The 26,873-nt window shown below is 38.3% G+C and carries 26 protein-coding genes and 5 pseudogenes; 30 read left to right on the forward strand and 1 reads right to left on the reverse strand.

The annotated features are described in order from the left end of the window. Positions 1-96: 96 nt before the first annotated feature. The 8 genes and pseudogenes from DXC04_RS14220 (at position 97) to DXC04_RS14255 (ending at position 6,393) form a co-directional block, all read left to right on the forward strand. Positions 97-1,818, forward strand: coding sequence for a MobA/MobL family protein (locus tag DXC04_RS14220; RefSeq protein ID WP_118006327.1), 1,722 nt, complete (start codon positions 97-99; stop codon positions 1,816-1,818). Continuing rightward, the gene (locus DXC04_RS14225) at positions 1,802-2,506 is read left to right on the forward strand and encodes a DUF6040 family protein (RefSeq protein ID WP_054703078.1); all 705 of its coding nucleotides are present in this window, start codon (positions 1,802-1,804) and stop codon (positions 2,504-2,506) included. The genes DXC04_RS14220 and DXC04_RS14225 overlap by 17 nt, the downstream gene beginning before the upstream one ends. Before the next feature lie 361 nt (positions 2,507-2,867). After that, positions 2,868-3,149 (forward strand): annotated as a pseudogene (locus tag DXC04_RS14230) (TnpV protein); the annotation flags it as partial. After that, positions 3,148-3,498: pseudogene (locus DXC04_RS14235) on the forward strand (MGMT family protein); the annotation flags it as partial. The pseudogenes DXC04_RS14230 and DXC04_RS14235, both read left to right, overlap by 2 nt. A 176-nt stretch (positions 3,499-3,674) precedes the next feature. Then, complete coding sequence (locus tag DXC04_RS14240; protein WP_022046904.1) at positions 3,675-4,130, forward strand: MarR family winged helix-turn-helix transcriptional regulator; 456 nt, start codon at positions 3,675-3,677, stop codon at positions 4,128-4,130. After that, on the forward strand, positions 4,120-5,466 hold the full coding sequence (locus tag DXC04_RS14245; protein WP_054703079.1) for an MATE family efflux transporter: 1,347 nt from the start codon (positions 4,120-4,122) through the stop codon (positions 5,464-5,466). The genes DXC04_RS14240 and DXC04_RS14245 overlap by 11 nt, the downstream gene beginning before the upstream one ends. An 81-nt stretch (positions 5,467-5,547) precedes the next feature. Further along, positions 5,548-5,751, forward strand: a pseudogene (locus DXC04_RS14250) (AAA family ATPase); the annotation flags it as partial. Between the two features lie 177 nt (positions 5,752-5,928). After that, the gene (locus DXC04_RS14255) at positions 5,929-6,393 is read left to right on the forward strand and encodes a hypothetical protein (protein WP_242849410.1); all 465 of its coding nucleotides are present in this window, start codon (positions 5,929-5,931) and stop codon (positions 6,391-6,393) included. A gap of 373 nt (positions 6,394-6,766) precedes the next feature. Here the strand turns inward: DXC04_RS14255 and DXC04_RS14260 are convergent, their stop codons facing one another. Continuing rightward, on the reverse strand, positions 6,767-7,003 hold the full coding sequence (locus DXC04_RS14260; protein WP_054703081.1) for a DUF6061 family protein: 237 nt from the start codon (positions 7,001-7,003) through the stop codon (positions 6,767-6,769). 309 nt (positions 7,004-7,312) lie between these two features. On the opposite strand from DXC04_RS14260, the gene DXC04_RS14265 reads away from it, so the two are divergent. From DXC04_RS14265 to DXC04_RS15760, 22 genes and pseudogenes are all read left to right on the forward strand, one after another. Continuing rightward, positions 7,313-7,837, forward strand: coding sequence for a flavodoxin family protein (locus DXC04_RS14265; RefSeq protein WP_118661263.1), 525 nt, complete (start codon positions 7,313-7,315; stop codon positions 7,835-7,837). 127 nt (positions 7,838-7,964) lie between these two features. Beyond that, on the forward strand, positions 7,965-8,402 hold the full coding sequence (locus DXC04_RS14270; RefSeq protein ID WP_008392846.1) for a radical SAM mobile pair system MarR family transcriptional regulator: 438 nt from the start codon (positions 7,965-7,967) through the stop codon (positions 8,400-8,402). Then, positions 8,399-9,061, forward strand: coding sequence for a radical SAM mobile pair protein A (locus DXC04_RS14275; protein WP_118288809.1), 663 nt, complete (start codon positions 8,399-8,401; stop codon positions 9,059-9,061). Before DXC04_RS14270 ends, DXC04_RS14275 begins: the two co-directional genes overlap by 4 nt. A 14-nt stretch (positions 9,062-9,075) precedes the next feature. Continuing rightward, on the forward strand, positions 9,076-9,984 hold the full coding sequence (locus tag DXC04_RS14280; RefSeq protein WP_117538433.1) for a radical SAM mobile pair protein B: 909 nt from the start codon (positions 9,076-9,078) through the stop codon (positions 9,982-9,984). Positions 9,985-10,347: 363 nt separating this feature from the next. After that, complete coding sequence (locus DXC04_RS14285) at positions 10,348-11,592, forward strand: site-specific integrase (RefSeq protein ID WP_243059954.1); 1,245 nt, start codon at positions 10,348-10,350, stop codon at positions 11,590-11,592. A gap of 63 nt (positions 11,593-11,655) precedes the next feature. Further along, the gene (locus DXC04_RS14290) at positions 11,656-12,780 is read left to right on the forward strand and encodes a Fic family protein (protein ID WP_117525959.1); all 1,125 of its coding nucleotides are present in this window, start codon (positions 11,656-11,658) and stop codon (positions 12,778-12,780) included. 412 nt (positions 12,781-13,192) lie between these two features. Beyond that, positions 13,193-13,411: a hypothetical protein gene (locus DXC04_RS14295; RefSeq protein WP_118520954.1), complete on the forward strand. Its 219-nt coding sequence runs from the start codon at positions 13,193-13,195 to the stop codon at positions 13,409-13,411. Positions 13,412-13,424: 13 nt separating this feature from the next. Beyond that, on the forward strand, positions 13,425-13,664 hold the full coding sequence (locus DXC04_RS16315; RefSeq protein ID WP_330411928.1) for a hypothetical protein: 240 nt from the start codon (positions 13,425-13,427) through the stop codon (positions 13,662-13,664). A gap of 293 nt (positions 13,665-13,957) precedes the next feature. Then, a pseudogene (locus DXC04_RS14305) lies at positions 13,958-14,146 on the forward strand (linear amide C-N hydrolase); the annotation flags it as partial. Positions 14,147-14,296: 150 nt separating this feature from the next. Next, entirely contained in the window at positions 14,297-14,977 is a 681-nt protein-coding gene (locus DXC04_RS14310; protein WP_117538431.1) for a GTP pyrophosphokinase, read from the forward strand. Between the two features lie 35 nt (positions 14,978-15,012). Continuing rightward, entirely contained in the window at positions 15,013-16,572 is a 1,560-nt protein-coding gene (gene cls / locus DXC04_RS14315; RefSeq protein ID WP_117538430.1) for a cardiolipin synthase, read from the forward strand. A gap of 198 nt (positions 16,573-16,770) precedes the next feature. Beyond that, positions 16,771-18,204, forward strand: coding sequence for a phospholipase D family protein (locus tag DXC04_RS14320; RefSeq protein ID WP_117538429.1), 1,434 nt, complete (start codon positions 16,771-16,773; stop codon positions 18,202-18,204). An 18-nt stretch (positions 18,205-18,222) separates the two neighbouring features. Further along, positions 18,223-18,894, forward strand: a complete 672-nt coding sequence (locus DXC04_RS14325; RefSeq protein WP_117538428.1) for a response regulator transcription factor — start codon at positions 18,223-18,225, stop codon at positions 18,892-18,894. Further along, the gene (locus DXC04_RS14330) at positions 18,894-19,937 is read left to right on the forward strand and encodes a sensor histidine kinase (RefSeq protein WP_117538427.1); all 1,044 of its coding nucleotides are present in this window, start codon (positions 18,894-18,896) and stop codon (positions 19,935-19,937) included. The genes DXC04_RS14325 and DXC04_RS14330 overlap by 1 nt, the downstream gene beginning before the upstream one ends. Before the next feature lie 33 nt (positions 19,938-19,970). After that, positions 19,971-21,035, forward strand: coding sequence for an FUSC family protein (locus DXC04_RS14335; RefSeq protein ID WP_117538426.1), 1,065 nt, complete (start codon positions 19,971-19,973; stop codon positions 21,033-21,035). After that, a complete protein-coding gene (locus DXC04_RS14340; protein ID WP_117538425.1) occupies positions 21,025-21,597 on the forward strand; it encodes a CDP-alcohol phosphatidyltransferase family protein in 573 nt (190 codons plus the stop codon). Before DXC04_RS14335 ends, DXC04_RS14340 begins: the two co-directional genes overlap by 11 nt. Before the next feature lie 52 nt (positions 21,598-21,649). Next, positions 21,650-22,162 (forward strand): annotated as a pseudogene (locus tag DXC04_RS14345) (ParB/RepB/Spo0J family partition protein); the annotation flags it as partial. A 454-nt stretch (positions 22,163-22,616) separates the two neighbouring features. Continuing rightward, positions 22,617-23,042: a GNAT family N-acetyltransferase gene (locus DXC04_RS14355; protein ID WP_118288810.1), complete on the forward strand. Its 426-nt coding sequence runs from the start codon at positions 22,617-22,619 to the stop codon at positions 23,040-23,042. A gap of 25 nt (positions 23,043-23,067) precedes the next feature. Next, positions 23,068-23,511, forward strand: coding sequence for a GNAT family N-acetyltransferase (locus DXC04_RS14360; RefSeq protein WP_117538423.1), 444 nt, complete (start codon positions 23,068-23,070; stop codon positions 23,509-23,511). 314 nt (positions 23,512-23,825) lie between these two features. After that, on the forward strand, positions 23,826-25,079 hold the full coding sequence (locus tag DXC04_RS14365) for an ATP-binding protein (protein WP_118288811.1): 1,254 nt from the start codon (positions 23,826-23,828) through the stop codon (positions 25,077-25,079). A gap of 136 nt (positions 25,080-25,215) precedes the next feature. Next, entirely contained in the window at positions 25,216-25,902 is a 687-nt protein-coding gene (locus DXC04_RS15755; protein WP_055284358.1) for a helix-turn-helix domain-containing protein, read from the forward strand. Next, a complete protein-coding gene (locus tag DXC04_RS15760) occupies positions 25,902-26,795 on the forward strand; it encodes an IS3 family transposase (protein ID WP_226851847.1) in 894 nt (297 codons plus the stop codon). Before DXC04_RS15755 ends, DXC04_RS15760 begins: the two co-directional genes overlap by 1 nt. The last annotated feature ends 78 nt before the right edge of the window (positions 26,796-26,873 follow it).

The raw sequence follows: 26,873 nt of genomic DNA on the forward strand, positions 1-26,873 counted from the left end.
ATGCAGAGGGCGTTCCGGCAGATACCATTTTCTTTTAGGGAAAAGGTTACCTGCTGGAAATCAAAGCCGGATACGGCAGAAAGGGGGAAACGGAGCATGGCGATTTTTCATTATACAGTAAAGATTGTTGGACGCAGCAAAGGAAAATCCATCATATCGGCGTCTGCTTATCTCAATGGCGATGTGATGAAAAATGAAGAAACAGGCAGGATCAGCTACTACACTTCAAAAAAAGAAGTCGTTTATACCAGCCTGATGATGTGTGAAAATGCACCACAGGAATGGCAGAATGTACCTGCTGAAACTATCAGACGGTTCCAGAAATCAGTCCGATATAAAAGAGCAGATAACAAAGAAGCTGCACTGGAAAAATTCAAACTTACTTTTCAGAAACAGCGTTTGTGGAATGAAGTTTTGAAGATTGAGAAGACCGCGGATGCACAGCTTGGCAGGTCGTTTGAGTTCTCACTACCGAAAGAATGGAACCGAAAGGAACAGATTGAATATACAACGGATTATATTCAGAAAATCTTTGTAGACAAAGGCATGTGTGCAGATTGGAGCATTCACGATAAGGGCGATGGAAACCCACATGTGCATTTACTTGTTACCATGCGTCCATTCAATCCAGACCATTCATGGGGAAACAAAGAAGTCAAAGACTGGGATTTTGTCAGAGATAATGATGGAAATATCGTGGTTGATGAGTCTCACCCGGACTGGTGGCAGGATAAAAAGAACCCTGCCCGTCATGGAATCCGAATCCCGGTATTGGACGAAAACGGTAATCCGAAAATCGGTGCAAGGAATCGTAAACAGTGGAAACGTGTATTAACCGATGCTACCGGATGGAACAATCCCAAAAATTGTGAACTATGGCGGAGCGAATGGGCAAATGTCTGTAATGCACATTTGAAAACGGAAAATCACATTGACCACCGTTCTTATGCAAGGCAGGGAAAATTTGAGATACCAACGATCCATGAGGGTGCGGATGCCAGAAAAATTGATGAGAAATTTCAAAACGGACAGACATCCTCCGCTTCATGGAAAGTGGAGGAAAACCAGATCATAAAAAGACAAAATGCACTGCTGGGTAAAATAAAGATTTCTTTTGGAAAAGTATCTGGTGCATTGACACAATGGAAGGAGCGATTGGATGACATTAGAAGAAAGCCGGGAAGTCATTCCCATGATGGAGACAATGATAAACCAGATCGAGGAACAGCAGAATCTTATGGCAGAGATGATACAGGAATTACAGGAACGGGACAGGCAGCTTCTGTTTTTTCAGGAGCAGAACCAGAGTTTAAAAAACTTAAACAGCGAATTATCCGGGCTGCTGAATCTTTTGCCAGATACAGAAGAACTGCTCTCACAGATCGAGCAACAGAAAACCAGAATCGAACAGTTGGAAACCGAGAATCAGCAATGGCAGGAATTAACGCAGAAGCTGAACAGCGAGAACAGCTTATTGCAGAAACAGAATACCGAATTGCTGACCTTAAACAGCAGATAGAGAAAGTGAGGGAGCTTGATGAACGGATGCAAAGACTTAGAGAACGTCGGGCAGGTGGAAGAACTTTTGCTGATGACAGAACAGATGCAGGACGAACTGGATCAGAAAGACCAGACAATTTTGGAACTGAACAAGCAGCTAAGCGAATCGCTGACCTTGAACGAGAAATTGAACAGCGAAAACAGAGCCGAGAATATCGAAGCATTGCGGACAAGATTAAGGCAAACAGAGGAGCGATTGACCAACGAGACAGACAGAAGGAAAAGAGCCGACGCAGAAGTCGTGGCATGGAAATTTAAGTATGAAAAAGCAGAACAGGAGAAACTTTATGCACAGACACACCAAAAGACGGTAGAGGTAGCTGTTGAGAAAAAAGTGCCTTATGAGAAATGTGAAAAATGTGACCGCACTGCTTACCAGAAAGCAAAAGAAAAATGCGATAACCGCAAAAGTCAGCTGGAAAAGAAATTTAAAAATATGACAACTGGTTATGAAAGTATCCTGTTCCTACTGGCATGGTACAGCATAACAATAACCCTGTTTACGGCTATTCTTTCGCCAGTTTTCCTTAACGACTGTATCACCTTTTTCGGTGTGTTAGGAAAAGGAATGGGAAGCTTGTTTCGGGAGTTTGTCATAGGTGCAGATTCTTTCGGACAGTTAAGCAGCGGAATACCTAACCGTATCCTTTCCGGGCTTATGTACTGGCTGATCGTAGCTATTGTTATGGGAATTTTATTTATAATAACCGGATTACTGATAGTTGGGATTGGCTATCAGGTTGGAAAAATCTACCGGAAATATTGCTGGGATATCCTCAGTATAATAGTGGCGATAACGAGTGCAGCTATTGTAATTTACTTTGGAGAATGGATAAAATCTGTTATTCCTGTAAATCTTATCACGCTGTTGCTACTGGTGCATGTGATTTATATTGGAATTCGATGCTATGTGAAAGACTGGCAGGAAGAACGGGGATATTATTAAGAGTAGGTCGGACAGCTAAATTTTTAAAGCTGTCCGATTTGTGCATAAAAATAAAATTTATTCGTTTGGATATTACTTTATTGGTTTTATTATAATAAAGCCAATTATAATAAGAAATAGTGTTAGTATTCATGAAATAGGAAAAGCATAATACAGAATATTTAACTGGCAATGCTGCCTGAAAATAGTATATATCCAGAGGATACGAAAACAACAGGTTCCTATGATAGTTGCAATAGCCGGGTATAAAGAGTGCCCAGTACCTCTTAATACACCTGTCGGAATCTCATAATAAAATGAACGCAGGCAGCGAAGCAACTGCGTTCATGAGCAAGTAGCGAAAGCGGATTGCGAATGTCCTATTTATATAACGTATACAAATGTAAATGGATATCTGATCCCGAATCTCACCTATAAATCCGGTGAGCAGATGGAGCAACTTGGCAAGTATGGTTTTCTTCACAGAGATTATCTGAAGAATCATCGAAATTCAACTTATCAGGTGATGCTTCTGCAGGACACCATTGGAGAGCATCTTCTGGAAGTAGACAAGGCAGCCAGAGAACGGGAAGAAGTGATTCTGAAACAGCTAGAGAAAAAAGAGCCTTTGCCGGATAAAGAGAAAGATCAGATTGTCTGGGTATGATCTGGTTACGGACAGTCCGACAAAGAGAATCTATGAAGCAGTGAAGCGTATTCCGAAAGGACATGTGGCAACTTATGGGAAGATCGCAGAGATGGCGGGAGACCACAGAATGGCAAGAGCCGTGGGCAATGCACTGCATAAGAATCCGGATCCGGAACATATTCCGTGCTTCAGAGTGGTCAATGCGAAAGGTGAACTGGCCGGGGCATTTGCGTTTGGTGGAGAGGATGTACAGGCAGAACTTCTTCGAGCGGATGGAGTTGAAGTGATAAATGGAAAGGTAGATTTGGAAAAATATGGAATATGTGTCTGCGGAAATCTGGGAAAAAATTCCGGAAGATATTAAGAAGATGATAAATTTTCAGCGGATCAGCTGTTAACAATGGAATAAAAGCTTGACAAATTTCTAAATTTTTATATAATTATCAAAGGTAATTAACTGTGATAATTACTAGAAGTGCCATGAATGCAAAAGAAAGTATAAGTGGTGATTTTACTGATAATATATAAGGAGGACAGAATATGACAAGTGAAATAATAAAAAGGATGTTCGATGCATGTTATCAGGCAAAGCGGACCCGGGAGATGCTCCCACCGTTGCCCGAAGGTGTTCGTTCATCCTTTATTCAATATCTGGATACGATACAGTCTTTGGAAGGACAGGGCGTACAGGTAAAGGTGTCGGATATCAGTGATGCAATGGAGCTTCCAAGACCGGGAGTTACAAGAACTGTCAAAGAGATGGAAGAAAAAGGATACCTTAAGAAAATGGCTTCTGAAGCAGATGGACGTGTCACATACATAGCTGTTACAAGAAAGGGAACAAATCTTTCGCAGAAATATGACGAACAATATTTTAAAAGTCTGCTCCCTTACATGGAAGAAATCTCGGACGAAGATGCAGAATGTATGATACGGACGATAGAGAAATTTTATCAGATCATGTGCGAAAGGAGAAAACATTACGATGAACGATAAGGCAGATTTTACACAAGGAAGCATACTTAAAAAACTGATTGCATTTATGATACCGGTGCTGGGATCATTGATCCTGCAGGCGGCATACGGTGCAGTGGATCTTCTGGTAGTTGGAAGATTCGGTTCTACATCCGGGCTTTCAGCGGTTTCTACGGGAAGTCAGGTATTGAATCTTGTAACTTTTGTAGTGACACAGTTTGCAATGGGTATTACGGTACTGATTGCGAGATATCTCGGTGAAAAGAGACCAGAGCAGATTGGATCGGTCATTGGCGGATCAGCAGTTGTATTTACGATGATTGCAGTCGGATTATTTATTGTTATGGTTGGATTTGCACATCCAATCTCAGTCCTGATGCAGGCTCCGAAAGAGGCGGTTGAGCTGACCTCGGTATATGTGCGTATCTGCGGAGGCGGTATTTTCTTTATTGTTGCATACAATCTTTTATCAGCAATTTTCCGTGGACTGGGGGACAGTAAATCACCGTTGCTATTTGTATTTGTTGCATGTATTGTAAATGTGATCGGAGATATAGTACTTGTGGCAGGATTTCATATGGACGCAGCAGGTGCGGCGATTGCAACTGTTACAGCGCAGGCACTCAGCGTAGTATTTGCTATTGTTATTCTGATCAAAAAGGAACTTCCATTTAAGATTACCAGAAAAGATTTCGGGTTGAATAGTCAGTGTAAGAAATTCCTAAAGATCGGACTTCCGCTTGCACTGCAGGAGTTCCTGACACAGATGTCCTTCCTGGCACTTTGTGCATTTGTGAACCGGCTTGGCCTGGAAGCTTCTTCGGGTTACGGTGTTGCATGTAAGATTGTCAACTTTGCGATGCTGGTTCCAAGTGCGCTGATGCAGTCGATGGCATCCTTTGTATCTCAGAACATCGGAGCAGGCAAGGCAAAGCGTGCGAAGAAATCCATGTTTACCGGAATCGGTGTTGGCCTGGTTGTGGGATGTATAGTATTTTTATTGGTGATGTTTGGAGGCGATATACTGGCAGGGTTCTTCACAACGGATGTAGCCGTTATCCAGAAAGGGTATGCATATCTGAAAGGATTCGCACTGGAAACAATCGTGACAGCAATTCTGTTCAGTATGGTCGGATATTTCAATGGTAATAACAAGACGGTATGGGTAATGACACAGGGATTAATCCAGACATTGCTGGTACGTCTTCCATTTGCCTATGTGATGAGTATCCAGCCGAATGCAAGCCTGACGAAGATCGGTCTTGCGGCACCAGTATCGACAATGGTGGGAATCGTGCTAAATGTTGGATTTTATATTTATCTTGACCGTGCAGAGAAAAAAAGTAACGCTTTATAAATCATTATATGTTTAAAAAAGGGAGCGGGAGAGACACTGCAGGTAATTGCTTGAGACCAAGGGAATGCTTCTGGATGATGCATACAGCGTATCAGCTGGTTATATAATGTCAGTGACCAGAAAGCAGCAAAGCTGATAGAGGATACAGATAAAAGGCGTATGACAAATTATAACTTTTATACCGGGCAGAAGTGGGGAAAGGCCAGCAATTACACGTTGTGTCTGAACAGTTCACAGCTTGGATATGGCAGATGTGAAGCGGTTATTATGGAGTGCGCGAAATAAAAAATCCGGTTATAGTAAAATCCCATCTTTGGCAGTTGGAAAGAAAAAATGGCTGCATACCAAGCAAAATCAAGGTGTGCAAAAAAAATCTCAAATAATTAGCACTCACCTCTTGATCAAGCAACTTTTTAGGCAATAAACTTTACTCTTTGGCTTGCAGAAGAGGACAATCTTGCGTTGCTGGCGGATGCCGTTGGCTTGGAGATAACCTTTGATGAAACTGAGTCCAGCGTTGGAGATTTTAATGTAGACATTTATGCAACTGAAACAGGAACGGACAGAAAAACCATTATTGAAAATCAGCTTGAAGATACAGACCATGATTACCTTGGTAAATTGATTACATATGCCTCCGGCAAATCTGCCGATATTGTAATTTGGGTTGTCAAGAGAGCCAGAGAAGAACATCGCTCTGCAATTGAGTGGCTGAATAATCACACCGATGAGAATATTGCGCTCTTCTTGGTAGAAATCAAACTATACCAAATAGGCAGTTCGGATATCGCCGTTAAATTTGAAGTGGTAGAAAAGCCTAATGACTGGACAAGAAAGCCAACAGAATCCTTATATCTTATTCGGCAAATTTTTAAAATAAGGATAAGTGGTCTGAACAGTTCGATTGGGCGATGGACGTTGCCCTGAAGATGAAAAATACCTTCAAGAAATACTTATAAATAATAATCGCATTTGGTATACTTCCTGAAATGATTTTGAGACGTATACCATATCAGATTGCAATCCGACCATTTCAAACACCATATTTCAGAGAAATTGCATTGGCGATGAAAGATCGAACCAAAATTACTCCAGCAGTTAAAAAGTTCACAGAATATTTAAAATATAGGAACATTGATTAAATACTGAATCAAAACTAAAAAGTTTTCATTTGAAATTAATATGCAAATGGCTCAGTATTATTCAAACAAGGTATATTAAGAAACTTGCTTACCATCAATTATAGTAATTTTGATTAAGTAGCCTGTATGTGAAATAAAGAATACAGGCTACTTGTATTTTATAATTCTAATGAATCTTCCGCATCTACCCACATCTGCAAATTTCCATCAAGATATAATCTTGCATATTCAAGAGGTTCATCAATGGCGAGTGCGTTTAATGCACAGTCTGATCCTGGTGTGGTTTTTAAGTCCTTTTCTGCTTCCCAACAGTCAATGCGAAGCATATAGCCTGCACTGGTATAAACATCAATGCTGTTTCGTCCGGGATTATATTCTGCAAATATTGTTCTCATCGTATCTTATCTCCTTATCGATCAATAAATCATCTGTTACAAAAATCAGAAGCATTTCAATCAGTTCACCATGTCACTTTTATTTTGTGTTATACTGTTTTATATAATTTTTTTGCCCTTGTATTTTCCCTTATCAGTGTTCGTAAACACTGGTAGGACGATATAACACAAGGGAAACAATAAGGGAAAGCTCACCTGCGACAAATCCAGTGTTTTCAAGGAATTGCGGAGAATTTAATAACAAAATATAACAGTTATTAAATCTCTTAAAACAGGTGAAATCTCAATCGGAAGTTGGAGGGTACACGCATGAAAATTGTAATTATTAATGGAAGTGCCAGAAAAGGAAATACGCTGGCAGCAATCAATGCATTTATAAAAGGAGCGTCAGAAAAGAATAAAATTGAAATCATTGAACCCGACAAACTCAACATTGCACCATGCAAGGGATGTGGTGTCTGTCAATGCTCTAAGGGATGCGTCGATAAGGATGATACAAATTCTACAATTAATAAAATTGCTGCCGCAGATATGATTCTTTTTGCTACACCAGTTTATTGGTGGGGAATGTCAGCACAATTGAAACTTATCATTGATAAGTGCTACTGCCGTGGATTGCAGTTAAAAAACAAAAAAGTTGGCACAATTGTTGTAGGTGGTTCTCCCGTAGGCAGTATCCAGTATGAGCTGATTGATAAGCAGTTTGACTGTATGGCAAAATATCTTTCATGGGATATGCTTTTCAAAAAATCATATTACGCAACAGCCAGAGATGAACTTGAAAAAAATAAGGATTCCATGAACGAACTTGAGGGGATCGGAAAAAATTTATAAAGCACACACCAAATTCCAGTTTGGAGAATTGAAAAAAACGGAATTTACCTATTAGGACATATAAACTCTTGACAATAAAGCTCCTATATAGTATGTTTTTAATAAACTACTATATAGGAGCTTTTGTATGGAAATGAATGGAGGATTTCTTGTCACCAAAATAAAACAGCTTGGAGACCGGATTTTCGAGAAGATTCTCAGTGAAAAGAATATTGATGCGTTTAATGGAGCCCAGGGACGTATTCTTTATGTGCTGTGGCAGGAGGATGGTATCTCAATCAGGTCACTCTCGACTAAATGCGGATTAGCGATAACATCTCTTACTACGATGCTGGAAAGAATGGAAAATCAAGGGCTGATAAGCCGTGTTCAGTCTGAAACGGACAAAAGGAAAACACTCCTGTTTCTGACTGAGAAAGCACATGCCTTAAAGGGCGAGTACGATTCTGTATCTGATGAGATGGGCAATATTTACTACAAAGGTTTTTCAGAGGAAGAAATTACCCGGTTTGAGGAATGCCTCGACCGCATCAGAAAGAATCTTGAGGAGTGGCAGAAGTCATGAGTATTTGTATCAAAGATCAGATTCAGAACATGAATATCGTCATCGGCTGCACAGTGGGGTGTACATATTGCTATGCCCGCAACAACGTGAAACGCTGGCATATGATTGATGACTTCGCTGACCCTGAATTCTTTCCGGGTAAGCTCAAGATGATGGAAAAGAAACGTCCGCAGAACTTTCTTCTTACCGGGATGAGCGATCTCTCCGGATGGAAGCCGGAATGGAGAGACGAGGTGTTTGCAAAGATCCGTGAAAATCCACAGCATCAGTTCCTGTTCCTTACCAAGCGACCTGATTTGCTGGATTTTGATACCGATCTGGAAAACGCATGGTTTGGCGCTACGGTGACGAGGAAAGCAGAACTGTGGCGTATCGACGCCCTTCGGAAAAACGTCAGAGCAAAACATTACCATGTTACCTTTGAGCCGTTATTCGACGATCCAGGCACAGTTGACCTTTCCGGAATCAATTGGATCGTTGTCGGCACCATGACCGGAGCTCAGAGCAGGAAGATTCATACGGAGCCGGAATGGGCATGGTCTCTGGCGGACCAGGCACATAAGTTCGGTATTCCGGTGTTTATGAAGGAAGACCTTGTCCCTATCATAGGGGATGAAAATATGATTCAGGAAATGCCGGAAGAATTTAATAAAGTGTAAGAGGTACAGAAATCATGGAAGAAGTAATAAATGGAATCCTCATTCGTGAGGTGGAAACAAAGAACATCATGACTAAGTCTAGTCTGCCGGTAGGCGGTTACTCGGTCAATCCCTATGTGGGCTGTACACATGCCTGCAAGTATTGCTATGCTTCTTTTATGAAGCGCTTTACCGGGCACAAGGAGGAATGGGGCACTTTCCTTGATGTGAAGCATTGGCCGGAAATTAAAAATCCGAAGAAATATGCCGGACAACGGGTGGTCATCGGTTCTGTGACAGATGGATACAATCCACAGGAGGAGCAATTCGGGAATACCAGAAAACTTCTGGAGCAGCTGATCGGCAGTGACGCAGATATTCTGATCTGCACAAAGTCTGATCTTGTGGTACGGGATATTGATCTGCTGATAAAGCTTGGACGAGTGACCGTTTCATGGTCGATCAACACACTGGATGAAAATTTCAAGAACGATATGGACTCTGCTTCAAGCATTGAGCGTCGTATCGCTGCTATGAAGCAGGTATATGAAGCAGGGATCCGTACAGTCTGTTTCGTATCCCCGGTATTTCCCGGTATCACGGACTTTGAAGCGATCTTTGAGCGGGTAAAGGATCAGTGCGATCTGTTCTGGCTAGAAAACCTCAATCTTCGGGGTGGCTTCAAAAAGACGATTATGGATTACATAGCAGAGAAACATTCTGACCTTGTGCCGCTTTATGACGAAATCTATAACAAGCACAACCGCAGCTATTTCAAAACTCTGGAAGAAAAAGCCGAAGAAATGGCAAAGCAATATGACTGTTCCTTTGTTGATAATGAAATGCCCTACGGCAGGGTGCCACAGGGACATCCAATCATCGTAGATTATTTCTATCATGAGGAAGTCCGTGGAACAGAGAATACCGGAAAAAGAAATCGCTAAATTCCAGTTTGTTGAATTAAAAATGAAATAAAGTTCCAGTAATCATAGAGTGTATGGATTCAATTCCATATGCTCTTTTTCTTTACTTAATTTCATGAAAAATGTAAAAATCTAATGTTACGAGTTTCTTGCGAATTGCATTAAAAAAACTCGCAAGAAAACTCGTAAGAAAAAAAGTAAAAAAATTTGCTTTTGACCACTGTAAAACATGCTCTGAGCGTTTCGTTATATGAAGGAATAATTTTTCTTTCATATTTCAAGGAAAAGAGGATAAAGAAATGTCAGAGAAAACAGAAATGGGAAACCTATGAAACGAAAGCCGAAGCAAAGAGAAGAAAAAAAGAAATTGAATATAAAAAAGAGATGGGATCATTTGTCGTCCGTAAATGCAAAACACTGGACGAGCTTATTACAGAATATGTTGCACTTTATGGCAAAGAAAACTGGGCGCTTTCTACATATGAAGGAAATGTCTCTCTTATCAATAACTATATTCTTCCGATCATTGGTGATACGAAACTCTCAGAGATCAATACCAGATTCATCGAAAGATATTATCAGAGTCTTTTGAAGAGACGTGCAGTTATCAATCCATTGAATAAAACCAGTCGAAATGAATTTGTATCTTCCAGTACGGTCAGGGATATTAATAAGTTGCTTAGAAACTGTTTTGAACAGGCAGTGAAATGGGAGTTAATGGAGAAGAATCCTTGCACCCATGCGACTGTACCAAAACATAAATCACAAAAAAGAGACATCTGGACAGCGGATACATTAATGTATGCGCTCAGTGTCTGTGAAGATGAGCGATTAAAGCTTGCAATAAATCTATCCTTTTCATGTTCCTTACGACTTGGTGAGCTGCTTGGTCTTACCTGGGATTGTGTAGATATTTCTCCTGAGGCAATTGAAGAAAACCGTGCATATGTCTTCATCAACAAAGAATCACAGCGTATAAGAAAAGAATCGTTGAATGCATTGGATGGAAAAGATGTGTTGTTGGTATTCCCGACAAATCATAAGAAGAATTCTACGGTCCGTATTCTGAAAACACCAAAGACAGAAAGCAGTGTGCGTAAGATATTCTTACCAAAGAGTGTCGCTAATATGTTGGTAGACTGGAAAGCGGAACAGGATGAAATGAAAGAAATCCTTGGTGATGAATATATGGACTATAACCTGGTTATGGCAAGTACCTTTGGGCTTCCTCTAGGAGATGGAGCAATACGTGGTCCTTTAAAAAAACTGATCGAGGACTATAATCTCCCACCGGTTGTATTTCACAGTTTTCGTCATAGCAGCGTTACTTATAAGCTGAAATTGAATGGTGGAGACATCAAGGCGGTACAGGGTGATTCCGGCCATGCTCAGGTCAATATGGTTACGGATGTGTACTCTCATATTCTGGATGATGACCGAAGGAAAAATGCAGAGCTTTTTGAAGAAGCGTTTTATGAGAAAAAGAATCTGGATCCACAGATGCATGTACAGCAGGAAAATAATAATACTACTGTTGCTGATGAAGTCGATCCGGAACTTCTGGTAAAAGTGTTGGCTAATCCAGAGATGCGGGCGTTGCTCAATTCACTGGCGAAGACGATGAAGTAATGAAAAATAGTGAAAAAATAGTGTAATTTTAGTGGAAAAACGATTCATAAAACGATATAATATATGGATGAAATGGAGGTGGATCATGTGATTAAGGTTACGCTAACAAATGAAATTTTAAAAAGAATATCGGAAATAGACGAAAAGCGTTTTTCTCTTAGTACGATAGAAATGCCACCTGTTATAAAAAACAGACTTAGAAAAAACTCTAAGAAAAAAAGTTCCTATGCTTCTAATAAGATTGAAGGAAATCCATTAACTGAAAAACAGGCAAATGAGGCTATTGATAGTGATCCTCACAAACATTTTTTAAAGCCAGAACAGGAAGTTCGTAATTACTTTTTAGCTTTAAATTTTTTAGAAGAAAAACTGAAAAAGAAAGAAGTTTTTTCAAAAGAAATGATTTTAGAAGTGCAGGCAATGGTTGAAAAAGGTGCGTCAAAAGAAAAGATAGGCTTAAGAGGCCCTATGCCACCTGGAATGTTATTTGCAGTATATGATTCCGAAACAGGCGCAGCGGAATATATTCCACCAGAGTATATTGATATTCCAGACTTGTTGGATGAACTTGTTGAATATGTAAATACTACAGATGATCATCCGCTGATTATTGCTGCTGTAGTTCATTATCAATTGGTTACCATTCATCCTTTTGAAGATGGAAATGGAAGAACCGCCAGATTAATGTCAGGCTATATTCTTGATTATTATGGATATGGTTTTAATGGAATAGGTTCTCTGGAAGAATATTTTGCCTATGATCCAGATGAGTATTATGCATCACTGCAAATGGGGTTACCGGCGTTATATTATTCAGGAAGAGAAAACCCTCCTCATCCGGAAATATGGATCAATTATTTTTTGCGGATGATGGAATTGTATTCTAAAAAGGTATATGAATTATCAAAAACATCCGAAAACGACGAGTTAGATGGAAGTCTATCTTATTTAAATGCAAAAGAAAAAGAATTCTTAGCATTTCTGTTAAAAAAGCGATTATATGAGTTTACACCAATTGAAGTAAGCAAAATGCTTGGTGTAACCAACAAAACGATTATTAATCGATGTGCAAAGCTGGTAAATAATGGTTTGTTAATTCCAATCATTGTAAAGACACGAGTCCGATCTTATCGGTTAAGTGATTTTTCAAAGACAAATGAGAAAAAGATTTTGAAAAAAATATCGTAATAAAATATAAAATTTGCCAGTCAAAAACGCATGGACAAACCGTCTCGTATGCGTTATATTATTTATAGACAAGAAAATATCTCGTGCTTTCGATAGGAAGTTTAATTGAATACTGTTTACCATGATCGAACGTACGAAGCATGGTGGTCATATAACAGATGTCGATGGTAATATCAAGGCATTCCCCAATTATTAGCTGGAGCAAACAATCAGCTAACTTTCAGAGCTTTACAGAGCTTGACAGAGGGGGTATTCAGAATAACTCAAATTGAATAGGAAACAGTTTCTAATAGTATCTCATATGGGTTTACCTTACCTCAGATTGACAGAGAGTGACAATAGGTTGGAGCTCTCCTAAGCGAGGGGTCGGAGGTTCAAATCCTCTTGGCGACGGGCTTCAAAGCGTTCGAAAATGTTAGCTGGATTAGCTGACAACGAACGCTTTTGTTATTTTCTAATCACGTTCGTGACACAAAATTCCATTCAAAATGATCCATTTCCAGCTAACATTTGGGTTGCATTCCTGTTTTCGCTGAGTGTTATTCTGTATCTGATCCTGTTTGCAGGAGTTTTCGTAGATACTGTACTGGATATGACAAGAGAACGTATTATTGATTTTATTATATCGTGAGGAGGATATGAAAATGAGCGAAAACAATGATTATATTCAGTTACCACCACTAAAAAAAGACACACCAGCCGATGTGGTAGCATTTATGTGGGAGTACATGAAAGTACCGGAGGATTCAAGAGAAAAAGTTAAGAATCTGCTTAAAGATGCAAATGAAAATGGAGTAAAAATAAGTCATCAGGCACCACACTGTATGATGTTGTTCCGAAAGAAGAAATTGCTGAATTTGAAGAGCTTATGCGCAAAACCATAGCTGAAATTGTATCAGAAGCCAGTAGCGTTGCCTGTTGGGTGTATGTGCAGAAATATGTGAAGCACAAAATCCTAAATGAAATGCTGCAAGAATTGCCAGATGTAGGTCAATTCATCCTAGCTATGGATACCTGATTTGAAAAACTGATGGAGAAATAATCTAGGAAAATAGTTTAAAGTTTACATGTTATGATCATGTATGAAGTTGGAACGAAATAAAAGAATTGTGCTATACTATTGTTTAAGAAAAAAACTCATTGACATATTTCAATCTATTTAGGAGGATAAACGATCATGTGTACAGCAGCAACTTATAAAACAAAAGATTTTTACTTGGGACGAACCCTCGATTATGAATGCTCTTATGGTGATCAGATAGTAATTACACCACGTAATTATGCGTTTAATTTTCGCCATGTTGGCGATATGAAAAATCATTATGCAATTATTGGAATGGCTCATGTTGCAGAGGATTATCCTTTATGAAAACCATCAGATCAGTGCAGTAGATATGCATGTAGAAAATCTGGATAGTGATAAAATAATTTGTTATCCAGTAATTCAAGGAGAACGAATCAACTATCAAAATAAATAATGTTTTGAAATCAGGGATGAGGTAGAAAGGAAAGTTCCATGACAAAAGATAAAGTAAAAAAACTCAGGATGGACAGTCCGGAATCACTACAGTTTTTAAATAATGCTACAAAATTTTATAATTTAATGATGATGTATCGTTGTGCTATTCGGGAGATACAAACTAAACTTGAGGTTTTGGATGATGAATTTTCAGTTGAGAACAATCGAAATCCTATTTCTTTTATAAAAACAAGAATTAAGAAGCCCAATAGTATTTACGATAAACTGCAGAAGATGGGATATGAATTTACAACAGAAAATATACAGACATATCTCAATGATGTAGCAGGCGTTCGAATAGTTTGTGCGTTTATTGACGATATTTATATGATATCAGATTTGATTACCCAACAGGATGATATTAAAGTTATTGAAATAAAAGATTATATAAAAAATCCAAAATCGAATGGTTATCGAAGCTATCATATGATTGTTGAAATACCAGTATTTTTTGCTAAGGGTAAAACACCTATGCGTGTAGAATTACAGATTCGAACCAATGGTATGGATTTTTGGGCAACATTGGAACATCAACTTCGCTATAAAAAAGGAATTGAAGAAATGCCTGGCTATGATGAGATAAGTGAAGAATTACTTCATTCTGCAAGAGCTATCATTGAAGCAGATAATGAAATGCAGAGAATAAAAGACAAAATTGGTATGTTCCATGAAATTTAGGGAGAAAACTAAGCAAGTAGGAAGGTGGAATATATATGAAACAAGATACTTTAGAGGGCAAAGCAAAAACAAAAAATGGGGTAAAGCGGCTATGTTTTTCCATAATCTGCATTCTTCTGGAAGTGATTTTTATTATTACTATCGTAACACGCTTGAATGAATATGCAGAAATCATAAATTTATTTACAAGGATTTTGAGTGGGATCTTGGTTTTGGGATTGTACGCATCAAATAAGACATCCTCTATGAAAATGCCTTGGGTCATCTTAATTCTAATTTTCCCAATTATGGGTGTAGGCCTGTATTTGTTGATTGGTTTGAATGGTGGCACACATAAAATGCGTGAGCGATATGCAGAAATTGATAGCAAATTGTTACCAATGCTTCCGGACAGTCAGGAGTGTTTGAGCAGAATAAAAGAAGCAATTCCGAAAGCAGGAAATATAGCAAGTTACATACAAAGAAATTCGCAGTATCCAATCTATCAGAATACGGATATTGTGTATTTTGATGAAGCAGTGAAAGGATTAGAGGCACAGCTTAAGGATTTGGAGAAAGCACAGAAGTTTATCTTTATGGAATATCATGCGATAGAAGACGCTGAAGCATGGCATAAGATTCAAGATGTTCTGGAAGAGCGAGTAAAAGCAGGTGTGAAAGTTAGAGTATTCTACGATGATATGGGTTCTATAGGCTTTATTAACACAGATTTTGTGAAAAAGATGGAGGCAATAGGAATTCATTGCCGTGTATTCAATCCATTTGTGCCAGGTTTAAATCTGTTTTTGAACAATCGTGATCATAGAAAAATAACAGTTATTGATGGAAAAGTCGGATTTACAGGTGGATATAATCTAGCAAACGAATATTTTAATTACACACACCCGTATGGACAGTGGAAAGATACAGGTATTCGTTTAGAAGGAGATGCTGTTCAGTCGCTTACGGTGACATTTTTGGAAATGTGGAATGCAGTAAGTGATAAGGATGCTAATGATTCTGATTTTAGTAAATACCTTTTCCACTATGATTATGCGGCACAGCAAACTGGGTTTGTTCAACCTTATGCAGACAGCCCTATGGATAATGAACAAGTAGGAGAAGAAGTTTATATCAGTATGATAAATAAAGCTGAAAAATATTGTTGGTTTATGACTCCATATCTAATCATAACAGATGAAATGACGCATGCGTTATGTCTGGCTGCTAAGCGAGGGGTAGACGTAAGAATTATCACACCTGGTATTCCTGATAAAAAATTCATTTATAATATAACTCGTTCTTTTTATCATGGATTAGTTAAACATGGTGTTCGTGTTTATGAGTGGACTCCTGGTTTCTGTCATGCAAAAATGAGTGTGGCAGATGACTGTATGGCAACTTGTGGAACAATTAATCTGGATTATCGAAGTTTATATCACCATTTTGAAAACGGCTGTTTTATGGCAGATTGTCAGGCAGTTGTGGAAATAAAAAATGATCTGATAAGAACGATGGGAGAATGTCGTGATGTGACAGACCAATATCAAACCGGACAAGGTGCATATTTGCGACTGGGACAATTATTTATGAGATTATTTGCTGGATTGCTATAAGAATCTGATGAAACGACCTTTCAAAAAACAGTTGATTTAGAAGTTAACTGTTTTTGAAAGGCCGTTTTTGCTATATCTAACAGTCTGTTGTACAAAGAAGATTTTGCATGGATGAAAAAAATAAACCTTGTTGAGGTTAAATTGAGATTGACTTTGTATTGTATAAGTATGAAATAAAAAGGAATCAAGTGATGTACAATGAAAAAGCATAAAATATGTAAAATCCTTCTTGTTATACTGGCAATTTTTTTATGTGTGGCTTTTTATGAATTGCTCGGAATCTGCGTTGCATATAAAAAGCAGCCGGAAGTGTCCAATACAACCAAAAAAGAAACAAAAAATGGGTCACGGAACGAATGCAGTGAAAATACAGAACGGGCAGTAATCATAGAAAAGAATCCAGAAGCGCTTTTACAAAGAGTGCGTTTGATCAAGAATGCAAAAAAGGAAATTATTCTTTCTACTTTTGCATTTCAATCCGATGAAAGTGGAAAATTGATTTTAGGAGCACTGCATGATGCGGCAGACAGAGGTGTACATATTCGTCTGTTAGTAGATGGAATGGAGAGCTGGATTGATATGGAAGGAAATCCGTATTTCTATGGATTATCTTCCCATGAGAATGTTGAAATTAAACTGTATAATAAGGCCAATCCGTTGAAACCGTGGAAAATGATGGGTAGAATGCATGATAAATATTTGATTACGGATGGAAAGAGATATATTCTTGGGGGAAGAAATACATACAATTATTTCCTGGGTGATTTTCCGGGGCATAAGAACTATGACAGAGACGTGTTAGTGGTTTGCGATGAACCTGAGAAAGAAAATTCAGTTAACCAGTTGTCAGAGTATTTTGAAACCATATGGAAGCAGGAAGACAGTGGTTATTTTCATAACAATAAAAAACTGGCAAATAGAAAATCTGTAAAGAACGCAGTTTTAGAGCTGCAGAACAGCTATCAGAAATATTTTGAAGAGAATAAGGAAAGAATCTGCGAGACCGATTATACGGACGAAACTTTTGAGACAGAAAAGATTACATTAGTGTCAAATCCTATTCACACAGGTTCCAAAGAACCAGTAGTGTGGTATCAGTTGGGAGAATTGATGAAAAATGCAAAAAATCGTGTGAAGATCCACACGCCATATATTATCTGTAATGATATGATGTATAATACATGGGAGGAGATTGCAGAGACCGTTTCAGATTTTTCTATCATGACAAATTCAGTTGCGAATAATGGGAATCCATTTGGGTCTGCCGATTATGCGAAAAACAGAAATAGAATCTTAAGTACAGGAATTAATATCTGGGAATATGAAGGTGGTTATTCATACCACGGAAAAAGTATTCTGATTGACGATGATCTGTCTGTAATCGGTTCCTTTAATATGGACATGAGAAGTGCTTATCTGGATACGGAACTGATGCTTGTAATACGCAGTAAAGATATTAATAAACAGTTAGAAGAAGGCATGATGGAATATGAAAAAGTGTCCCGCCAGATATTAGAAGGCGGAACTTATAATGATCCGTATCATGTAGAGCCAATTGAATTAACAAAGAAACGTCAGAGAAATATATTTTTGGTACAACATCTGCTTGGATGGGCAAGGTACCTGTTTTGATGAAGGAGGAAGAAAAACGTGTTTCAAATATTAATTGTAGAAGACGATAAAGAATTAAGTCAGCTATTCCAAAAAGTGCTTGAGAAGAATGGATATCAGGTCAAAAGTGCATCAGATGGGGCACAGGCATTAGAGGTATTGGATAGGGAATATATTGATCTGATCATTTCTGATATTATGATGCCGGTTATGGATGGTTATGAACTGGTATCGGAACTTCGTTCAGCAGGATATCAGATACCAGTACTTATGATCACTGCAAAAGGTTCCTTTGATGATATGCGCCAGGGATTTCTTTCGGGAAGTGACGATTATATGGTAAAACCGGTAAATGTGAATGAAATGGTTTTGAGAGTCGGGGCATTGCTTCGTCGTGCGCAAATATTGAATGAACACAAAATTGTGATCGGTTCAACAGAGTTTGATTACGATGCAATGACGGTTGCAACGGATAAGGAAAGTCTTGTTTTACCTAAAAAAGAATTTCTACTTTTGTACAAGCTTGCAGCTTCGCCAGGCCGAACATTTACAAAACAACAGTTAATGGATGAAGTATGGGGATATGAGACAGAGGCAGACCCACATACAGTAGAGGTACATATAGGAAGAATCAGAGAGCGTTTGAAAGACAATCCGGATTTCGAAATTGTAACCATGCGTGGAATTGGATACAAGGTGGTGAAAAAATAATGGAACAAAAGAAAAAAAAAGAATTGCGGATCCGATCCTGTCTGACTGGTGCAATCTGGCTGGCACTTGTATTTTCAACAGTCATATCTGCTTTATTATTTGCTTTTTTGAATCATTTTTTTAATCTGCCGGGCAGCATATCTGTGCTTGGCTGGCTTTTAATTTTCAATACATTGATTGCAGGGCTGATCACTTCCTTTATCAATGCAAAGTTACTGGAACCAATTACCAGACTTAGTAAAGCAATGAAGGAAGTTTCTCAGGGAGATTTTGAACAGCATTTGGAAACGAACAGCCGTATAGCAGAAGTTGGAGAATCTTATCAAAGTTTTAACGTTATGACAAAAGAACTTCGTGCAACAGAGGTGCTGCAGATGGATTTTGTATCTAATGTTTCTCATGAGTTTAAGACCCCGATTAATGCCATTGAAGGATATACAATGCTACTTCAGGGAGAAGAACTGTCTCCGGATCAAGAGGAATATGTAGAAAAAATCTTATTTAACACCCAAAGACTTTCCGGATTGGTTGGTAATATTTTGCTGTTATCCAAGTTAGAGAATCAGAATATACCAATGAAAAAAACAGAATATCGTCTGGATGAACAGATCCGCCAGGCATTTCTTTCATTGGAAACAAAATGGACAGAAAAAGAAATTGGTTTTCAGGTAGAATTGGAGGAAGTTAAATATACTGGGAATGAAGGACTTTTTATGCATATCTGGATAAATCTTTTGGATAATGCGATTAAGTTCAGCCCTTCAAAGGGGACAATTACGATGTTTCTGAAACAAGAACAGGATTCTGTTAAGTTCATTTTGGAAGATGAAGGACCAGGAATAGAGGATGATGTAAAATCCAGAATATTTGACAAGTTCTATCAGGTAGATGGATCTCATAAAGCAGAAGGAAATGGCCTAGGTCTTGCACTTGTAAAACGGATTGTAGATAGTGCCGGAGGAACAATTAAAGCAGAAAACCGTGAATATGGTGGATGCAGATTTGTTATAGAGCTGCCAAAGCAGAAAGATGAGATTATATAGTTTTAAGATAAATTAGAAGATGGGAGAATTTATATGACATTTTATCAGGAGTTGCAGTTAAATCAGGCAGGTTCTAAAAACCTGTTGAAAAAGAGTGAAACATTAAAAGAAAAATTATATCATATGTGGGTATATCTGGTGAAGATAGCTGTTACAATGGCATTTTGTTTTTTCTTTGTTAGTATTTTCAGCATCCTATTTGGAAATGAGAACAGCATTGTAGGTGTAGTAGTCTTATTATGTCTCATGGTGTTTAGAAATGCGGATCTGGGGATCCACACCGGACAATCTACGATGCTTTTGGCTTTGTTCTTTGTAATTATGACTGTATGTCCGCATTTAGCAAATCAGTTTTCACCGGTATTGGGAATGCTGTTAAATATTGCGGCACTGGCTGTGTTGATTCTGTTCGGATGCCATAATCCATTCATGTTTAATCAATCTACATTGGCTCTTGGGTATCTGCTGCTATATGGTTATGATGTTACGGGAAAAAGCTATCAGATGCGATTAGTCGGAATGGCTTTAGGTGCAGCACTTACCTGCTTTGTATTTTATCGAAATCATAAAAACAGAACTTATAAAAGAAATCTGAAAGATCTGATACAAGAATTTGATATCACTTCTTCCAGAACAAAATGGCAGATATGTCAGATTTTATGCGTACCGATTGTCCTTTGCATTGCAGAACTTTGTAATATGCCACGTGCAATGTGGGCTGGTATTGCGGCCATGTCCGCGATTTTGCCGTTTATGGAAGATATGCACTACAGAGTCCGTAAAAGGATTGTCGGAAATATTGCAGGTGTTATATGTTTTACAGTATTATATTTTCTGCTTCCTTCGTCAATCTATGCATATATAGGAATTCTTGGTGGAATCGGTGTAGGATTTTCAGCACAATATGGCTGGCAGGCATTATTTAACACATTTGGTGCTTTAGCCATTGCTGCAGAGACTTATGGACTACAAGGAGCGGTTAGCCTTAGAGTGATTCAAAATGTTTTTGGTGTTGTATTTGCTTTAGCATTTTGTGTTATATTTTATTGGTTTATGTCTAAAAAAAAGGAAAGTGAGGTGACCGTACATGCAGAGTGAAGTGAATCAGGAAGAAAATTTGAATAGAATTATTACGGTTCCTAATCTTCTTTCTTTTTTTCGGCTTTGTCTGATTCCGGTAATTATATGGAGTTATTGTGTAAAGAAAAATCCTCTGTTAGCTGGTGAAATCTTATTGCTGTCTGGTCTTACGGATCTTGCTGATGGATATATCGCAAGAAGATTCCATAGGATTAGTAATTTAGGAAAAATACTTGATCCGGTGGCTGATAAGCTGACACAGGCAGCGATGTTAATCTGTCTGTTTACTCGTTTTCCGCATGTGCTTCTTTTAATCGTAATAATGGCAGGTAAGGAGCTGTATATGGCAGTTAGTGGATGTCTTGTGATACGAAAGACAGGAAAAGTACATGGTGCAGACTGGCATGGAAAGATAGTAACCTTTTTATTATATGGAACTGCAGCGGTGCATATTATATGGTTCCACATTACACCGATGGTATCAGATTTGTTGATTGGTTTGTGCGCTATAATGATGGTCATATCGGTCGCTCTGTATATTATCCAGAATACCAGGACTCTTAAGAGAGAGAATGTATAAGCAATTTTATATTGCAATGACTAGAAAAATATTTAGGAGAAGATAGATATAAACAGTAAGGATCAATGGAGTACTGACACCGGTACTGCTTCGCATGGATGATAATGAAGAATATGAAATGGTGTTCGGTCACAGAAGAATGCATGCAGCACAGCTGGCAGGACTTACGACAATTCCGGCAATCGTAAGAGAATTACCGAATGATGATGCCATTGTGGCAATGATGGACGCTAACATTCAGCGAGAGGAACTGTTGCCGAGTGAGAAAGCTTTTGCTTATAAGATGAAACTTGAGGCAATGAAAAGGCAGGGAATCAGAGCAGATTTAACTTTGTCTCAAAATGAGACGAAGTTGAGATCGGATGAAGTCTTGAGCAAGCAAGTTGGGGAAAGTAGAGCTCAGGTACAAAGATTTGTACGATTAACAGAGCCTATTCCGGAACTTCTTGATTTGGTAGATAACAAGAAGCTTCAATTCACGGTTGCCGTTGATATCTCTTACATCGATAAGGAAATACAGGAATGGATCTACGAATATATCAGTGATACTGGTCTAATAAATCCAGTTCGACATCTGTAAGACGTAATCCTATAAAATGTCTGTGATTCAGTTCTTTATCTTTTTTTTTGTTCTCATACTCCTCCTTCCGTTGAGACTATTCCTCCTACCGGGAGTCCACGTATTTTAATATCGGCTGCCCCTTCCGATATTAGAAATAGTGCTGTGAACACCTTTAGGTGGAACCAACAGACAAGTGAAACGTCTGTTATTGAGAGGGTATGGGGAGATCCCCATCAAGATAAATCCCATAGGAGAACAGGATGCCAAATGGCAATACTGTTAAACATGGGTGGATCTTGCTCTGTATGTGTACCCCTCTATATAACGAAACGCTCAGAGGCTGTTTTACAGTGGGGGAAAAGAAAAAATATCAAAAAAATGATGATTAATGGTGAGCTTGTGATAGAATGAAAAAAAGAGAAAAGCATAAAGGATGTAGTTGTGGAGAAAATTTGTTATGATTAGAAAGTTGCTAAACGGAGATATCGATAGAGTTGCTGACATATGGTTAAAGACAAATCTGAAAGCACATTATTTTATTTCCAATCAATACTGGAAGAGTAATTATGAATTAGTAAAAGAAATGATGTCACAATACGAAGTTTATGTGTTTGAAGCAGATAAAATGATACAAGGATTTGTAGGATTAAATGATGAATATATCGAAGGTATTTTTGTCTCTGATGAGATGCAGTCATGTGGCATAGGTAAGCTTTTATTGGATTATATTAAGGATAAAAAAGTCAGATTACAATTAAATGTATACCAGAAGAATATCAGAGCAATTTCTTTTTACCAAAGAGAAGGGTTCATTATTCAATGTGAAGGTTTGGATGAAGCTACTGGTGAAAAAGAGTACACCATGCTATGGAAACGAAAATAGAAATCGAAATTTGAAGGTGCGATTGATGAAAATTATTGAAGTTAAAGAGAATAAAAAACAATATCTTGATTTGCTCCTATTAGCAGATGAGCAGGAAGATATGGTTGACCGTTATCTTGATAGCGGCAAGATGTATGTACTTGATGATAATGGGGTCAAGTGCGAGTGTGTCATAACGGATGAAAAAAATGATATACTCGAAATCAAGAACATTGCTACAGTTCCAGAATATCAAGGGAAAGGTTATGCAAGAGCCTTAATTGAGTTTATTGTTAATAATTACAGAGAACAATACGCCATTCTGCAAGTCGGAACAGGCGATAGCCCACTGACAATACCATTTTATGAAAAGTGTGGTTTTGTCCGTTCACATATTATATCAAATTTCTTTATAGATAATTACGATCACCCAATCTACGAGAGCGGAGTACAGTTAGTAGATATGGTGTATTTGCAAAGACCTTTATAATTAACTTCCAGTTGTTGAACTGAATCCGAAAAGCATTAGGGCGCAGAGGAGATAGAATCCTTTGTGTAAAAGACTAACGAACATATTTAATGAAACATCGGAACCATCTTCTTTTTGTTGTCTACCTATAATAACGATTGGAGTAGTCGATTATAGACACTGCAATCAAAAAAATCTGAAAATATATTTATCAACATTACATAAAAGTGTGTAGATGCACATAAAATGGGAATACATATTGAAATTCAGGTCGTTCTGTGATAGAATCTCATTACTAAAAAGTGTGCAGATGCACGGAAATGGGGAGTGTAACGATGGAGATTAAGAGAGACGCTTACCTACAGCAGCTGATTGAGCGAAAAGATAATGGAATGATAAAGGTGATTACCGGCATTCGTAGATGTGGCAAATCCTTTTTGCTGTTTACCATCTTTAAGAGATACTTACTGGAGAACGGCGTTGATGTTGATCATATTATTGAAATTGCATTGGATGGTATTGAGAACGAGGAATTAAGAGATCCCAAGGCATGCTTCAAGTACATCAAGGATGCCATGAAAGACGACGGGAAGTATTATCTCCTTTTGGATGAAGTGCAGTTCATGCCACGATTTGAGGAAGTGCTGAACAGCCTGCTCCGCATGAGCAATATTGATGTGTATGTCACCGGAAGTAATTCCAAATTCCTGTCCAGCGACATTGTGACCGAGTTCCGTGGCAGAGGTGATGAGATTAGAATCTACCCTCTCTCCTTTGCAGAGTTTTATTCTGTCTATGACGGTGATTATGATGATGCCTGGGATGACTACATGATCTACGGAGGATTGCCGCAGATCGTAAGTTTCCAGAGCGAACGACAGAAAGCGGACTATCTGAAGAACATCTTTGCAAATGTCTATCTGAAGGATGTTATTGAAAGAAATAAGATTCAGAACGTGGATGAGATTGGGCTTCTGGTTGATGTGCTTGCATCTGCAATCGGTGCACCGACCAATCCTTCAAAGATTGCCAATACCTTTGCCAGTGAGCGGCAGATGACTTATGCTAATAAAACCATCTCCAAGCATATCGACCATTTGACAGATGCCTTTTTGATTTCCAAGGCAAGCCGATACGATATTAAGGGCAGAAAGTATATCGGTGCAAATCTGAAATACTACTTTACTGATCTGGGACTGAGAAATGCACGTCTGAATTTCAGACAGCAGGAGCCTACTCATATCATGGAGAACATTGTTTATAACGAGCTGCTGATCCGTGGCTACAATGTTGATGTGGGTGTCGTGGATATCTTCGATAAGGATAAAGAGGGCAAACGTGTTCGCAAGCAGTTGGAGGTTGACTTTGTGGTGAATCAAGGAAACCAGAGATACTATATCCAGGTTGCATATGACATGACTTCGGAAGAAAAACAGACGCAGGAGTTCAATTCTCTGCGTAATATCCCGGACTCTTTCAAGAAGATCGTCATTGTAAATGGCAGCAAAAAGCCTTGGAGAAATGATGAAGGTTTTGTCATCATGGGAATGAAGTATTTCTTGCTGAATGCGAATAGTCTGGAATTTTAAGTCGATTTGAGTTGTTGCTGTGGTGTTGTTCTATTTCAAAAAAGAGTGAAATGATATAAATAAGGCCACGGCTGATTTGATATGCTACCCTCATATAGGACAATGAAATATAAAAGTCCTATATGGGGGTATTTTCATGTTCAGAAAGAGTAAGATAGAACCAGTAGAAAAAGTAAAAATAGTCGAACGCTACCTTGCAGGAGAAATTGGCATACAGCAAGCAGGAAAAGAATTGGGAGTTGATCATCATAGTATTCGAAATTGGATTTCTATTTATCAGTATGATGGACCAACTGGATTATTCAATCAACCGAAAAACAAATCTTATTCAAAAGATTTAAAAATATCTGCTATAAATGATTATCTTAACGGAGAAGGATCTCTTCAGGATATTTGCACAAAATACGGAATTCGTTCACACAGACAGCTTTCCGATTGGATTAAGGTGTATAATTCTGGTGGAATATTAAAAACATCCACTGGAGGTGCTTACATGAAAAAGGCAAAGAACACTACACTTGATGAGAGATTAAAAATAGTAACAGATTGTCTTGCAAATGATAAGAATTATGGTGCAATGGCACTCAAATATGATTGTTCCTATCAACAAGTTCGCAATTGGGTAATACGATACGAAAAGATGGGTCAAGCGGGTCTGGAAGACAGACGTGGACGTCGTATAGCTTCTCTTCCAAGCAGAACACCTGAAGAAGAGCTACGTGACAAGATAGCTGAACTGGAAAGAAGAAATCTAGACTTACAAATGGAGAATGATCTGTTAAAAAAAGTCAGAGAACTGGAAAGGAGGGGTCGCTATCTTTAATCCATCGGTTAGCCGAATATGAAGCCATCCAAAAACTATCGTCTACTAAGCATTATCCCATAGATAGACTTTGTAAATATCTTAATGTTACACGTTCTGCGTATTACCGCTGGGGAAAATATCCGAAAAGTAATAATGAACTTCGAAACGAAAGACTATCCACTGAAATCCAAAGGATTCATCACCAGCATCCAGATATGGGATACCGAAGGATTCGTGATGAATTAGATGGACATAAAGGAATTCATGTGAATGATAAACGAGTACTTCGTATTTGTAGGAAATACGATATAAAATCAAATATTAAATGGAAACCTAAGAGTTGTACTAGAGGAGACAGAAATCCTGATCACATAGCAAAAAACTATTTACACCGTGAATTTCACGCCGAAAAACCGAATGAAAAGTGGCTTACAGATGTTTCTGAATTTAAATACTACAACGGAATAGAAGTTCATAAAGTTTATCTGAGTGCTATTTTAGATTTATATGATAGAAGGATTGTTTCCTTTAAAATCAGCGATCATAATGATAATCCATTAGTTATGGACACGTTTGATGAGGCTGTTCGTCAGGAGCCAGATGCACACCCATTAGTTCATTCTGATCGAGGCTTTCAATATACAAGCGCACAGTTTTATACTAGATTAAAAAAACATCATATGAAGCAGAGTATGTCTAGAGTTGCCCACTGTATTGACAATGGACCAATGGAAGGGTTTTGGGGAATTCTAAAACGAGAAATGTATTATAAACAGCGTTTTAATGACAGAAGCTCTTTGATTACTGCGATAGCTAATTACATAGATTACTACAACAACCAACGACTTCAAAGGAAACTGCATGTAATGACACCAATGAAATATCATGAGCAATATACAAAAGCAGCATAAAATATCGCCAGCCATAGCATGGCTGACGATACAAAAATTTATTATTTTTTATTGTCCTCTTGACGGGGAGCATACCAA

Origin of the sequence: Dorea sp. OM07-5 (assembly GCF_003481355.1) — a bacterium.
Taxonomy (GTDB): Bacteria; Bacillota; Clostridia; order Lachnospirales; family Lachnospiraceae; genus Dorea_D; species Dorea_D hominis.

Bases quoted from the DNA above. Each gene is read 5' to 3' on its own strand.
- DXC04_RS14220 (WP_118006327.1), top strand. From the start codon at position 97: ATGGCGATTTTTCATTATACAGTAAAGATTGTTGGACGCAGCAAAGGA.
- DXC04_RS14240 (WP_022046904.1), top strand. From the start codon at position 3,675: ATGACAAGTGAAATAATAAAAAGGATGTTCGATGCATGTTATCAGGCA.
- DXC04_RS14245 (WP_054703079.1), top strand. From the start codon at position 4,120: ATGAACGATAAGGCAGATTTTACACAAGGAAGCATACTTAAAAAACTG.
- DXC04_RS14260 (WP_054703081.1), bottom strand. From the start codon at position 7,003: ATGAGAACAATATTTGCAGAATATAATCCCGGACGAAACAGCATTGAT.
- DXC04_RS14265 (WP_118661263.1), top strand. From the start codon at position 7,313: ATGAAAATTGTAATTATTAATGGAAGTGCCAGAAAAGGAAATACGCTG.
- DXC04_RS14270 (WP_008392846.1), top strand. From the start codon at position 7,965: ATGGAAATGAATGGAGGATTTCTTGTCACCAAAATAAAACAGCTTGGA.
- DXC04_RS14275 (WP_118288809.1), top strand. From the start codon at position 8,399: ATGAGTATTTGTATCAAAGATCAGATTCAGAACATGAATATCGTCATC.
- DXC04_RS14280 (WP_117538433.1), top strand. From the start codon at position 9,076: ATGGAAGAAGTAATAAATGGAATCCTCATTCGTGAGGTGGAAACAAAG.
- DXC04_RS14285 (WP_243059954.1), top strand. From the start codon at position 10,348: ATGGGATCATTTGTCGTCCGTAAATGCAAAACACTGGACGAGCTTATT.
- DXC04_RS14290 (WP_117525959.1), top strand. From the start codon at position 11,656: ATGGATGAAATGGAGGTGGATCATGTGATTAAGGTTACGCTAACAAAT.
- DXC04_RS14295 (WP_118520954.1), top strand. From the start codon at position 13,193: ATGTTAGCTGGATTAGCTGACAACGAACGCTTTTGTTATTTTCTAATC.
- DXC04_RS16315 (WP_330411928.1), top strand. From the start codon at position 13,425: ATGAGCGAAAACAATGATTATATTCAGTTACCACCACTAAAAAAAGAC.
- DXC04_RS14310 (WP_117538431.1), top strand. From the start codon at position 14,297: ATGACAAAAGATAAAGTAAAAAAACTCAGGATGGACAGTCCGGAATCA.
- cls (WP_117538430.1), top strand. From the start codon at position 15,013: ATGAAACAAGATACTTTAGAGGGCAAAGCAAAAACAAAAAATGGGGTA.
- DXC04_RS14320 (WP_117538429.1), top strand. From the start codon at position 16,771: ATGAAAAAGCATAAAATATGTAAAATCCTTCTTGTTATACTGGCAATT.
- DXC04_RS14330 (WP_117538427.1), top strand. From the start codon at position 18,894: ATGGAACAAAAGAAAAAAAAAGAATTGCGGATCCGATCCTGTCTGACT.
- DXC04_RS14335 (WP_117538426.1), top strand. From the start codon at position 19,971: ATGACATTTTATCAGGAGTTGCAGTTAAATCAGGCAGGTTCTAAAAAC.
- DXC04_RS14340 (WP_117538425.1), top strand. From the start codon at position 21,025: ATGCAGAGTGAAGTGAATCAGGAAGAAAATTTGAATAGAATTATTACG.
- DXC04_RS14355 (WP_118288810.1), top strand. From the start codon at position 22,617: ATGATTAGAAAGTTGCTAAACGGAGATATCGATAGAGTTGCTGACATA.
- DXC04_RS14360 (WP_117538423.1), top strand. From the start codon at position 23,068: ATGAAAATTATTGAAGTTAAAGAGAATAAAAAACAATATCTTGATTTG.
- DXC04_RS14365 (WP_118288811.1), top strand. From the start codon at position 23,826: ATGGAGATTAAGAGAGACGCTTACCTACAGCAGCTGATTGAGCGAAAA.
- DXC04_RS15755 (WP_055284358.1), top strand. From the start codon at position 25,216: ATGTTCAGAAAGAGTAAGATAGAACCAGTAGAAAAAGTAAAAATAGTC.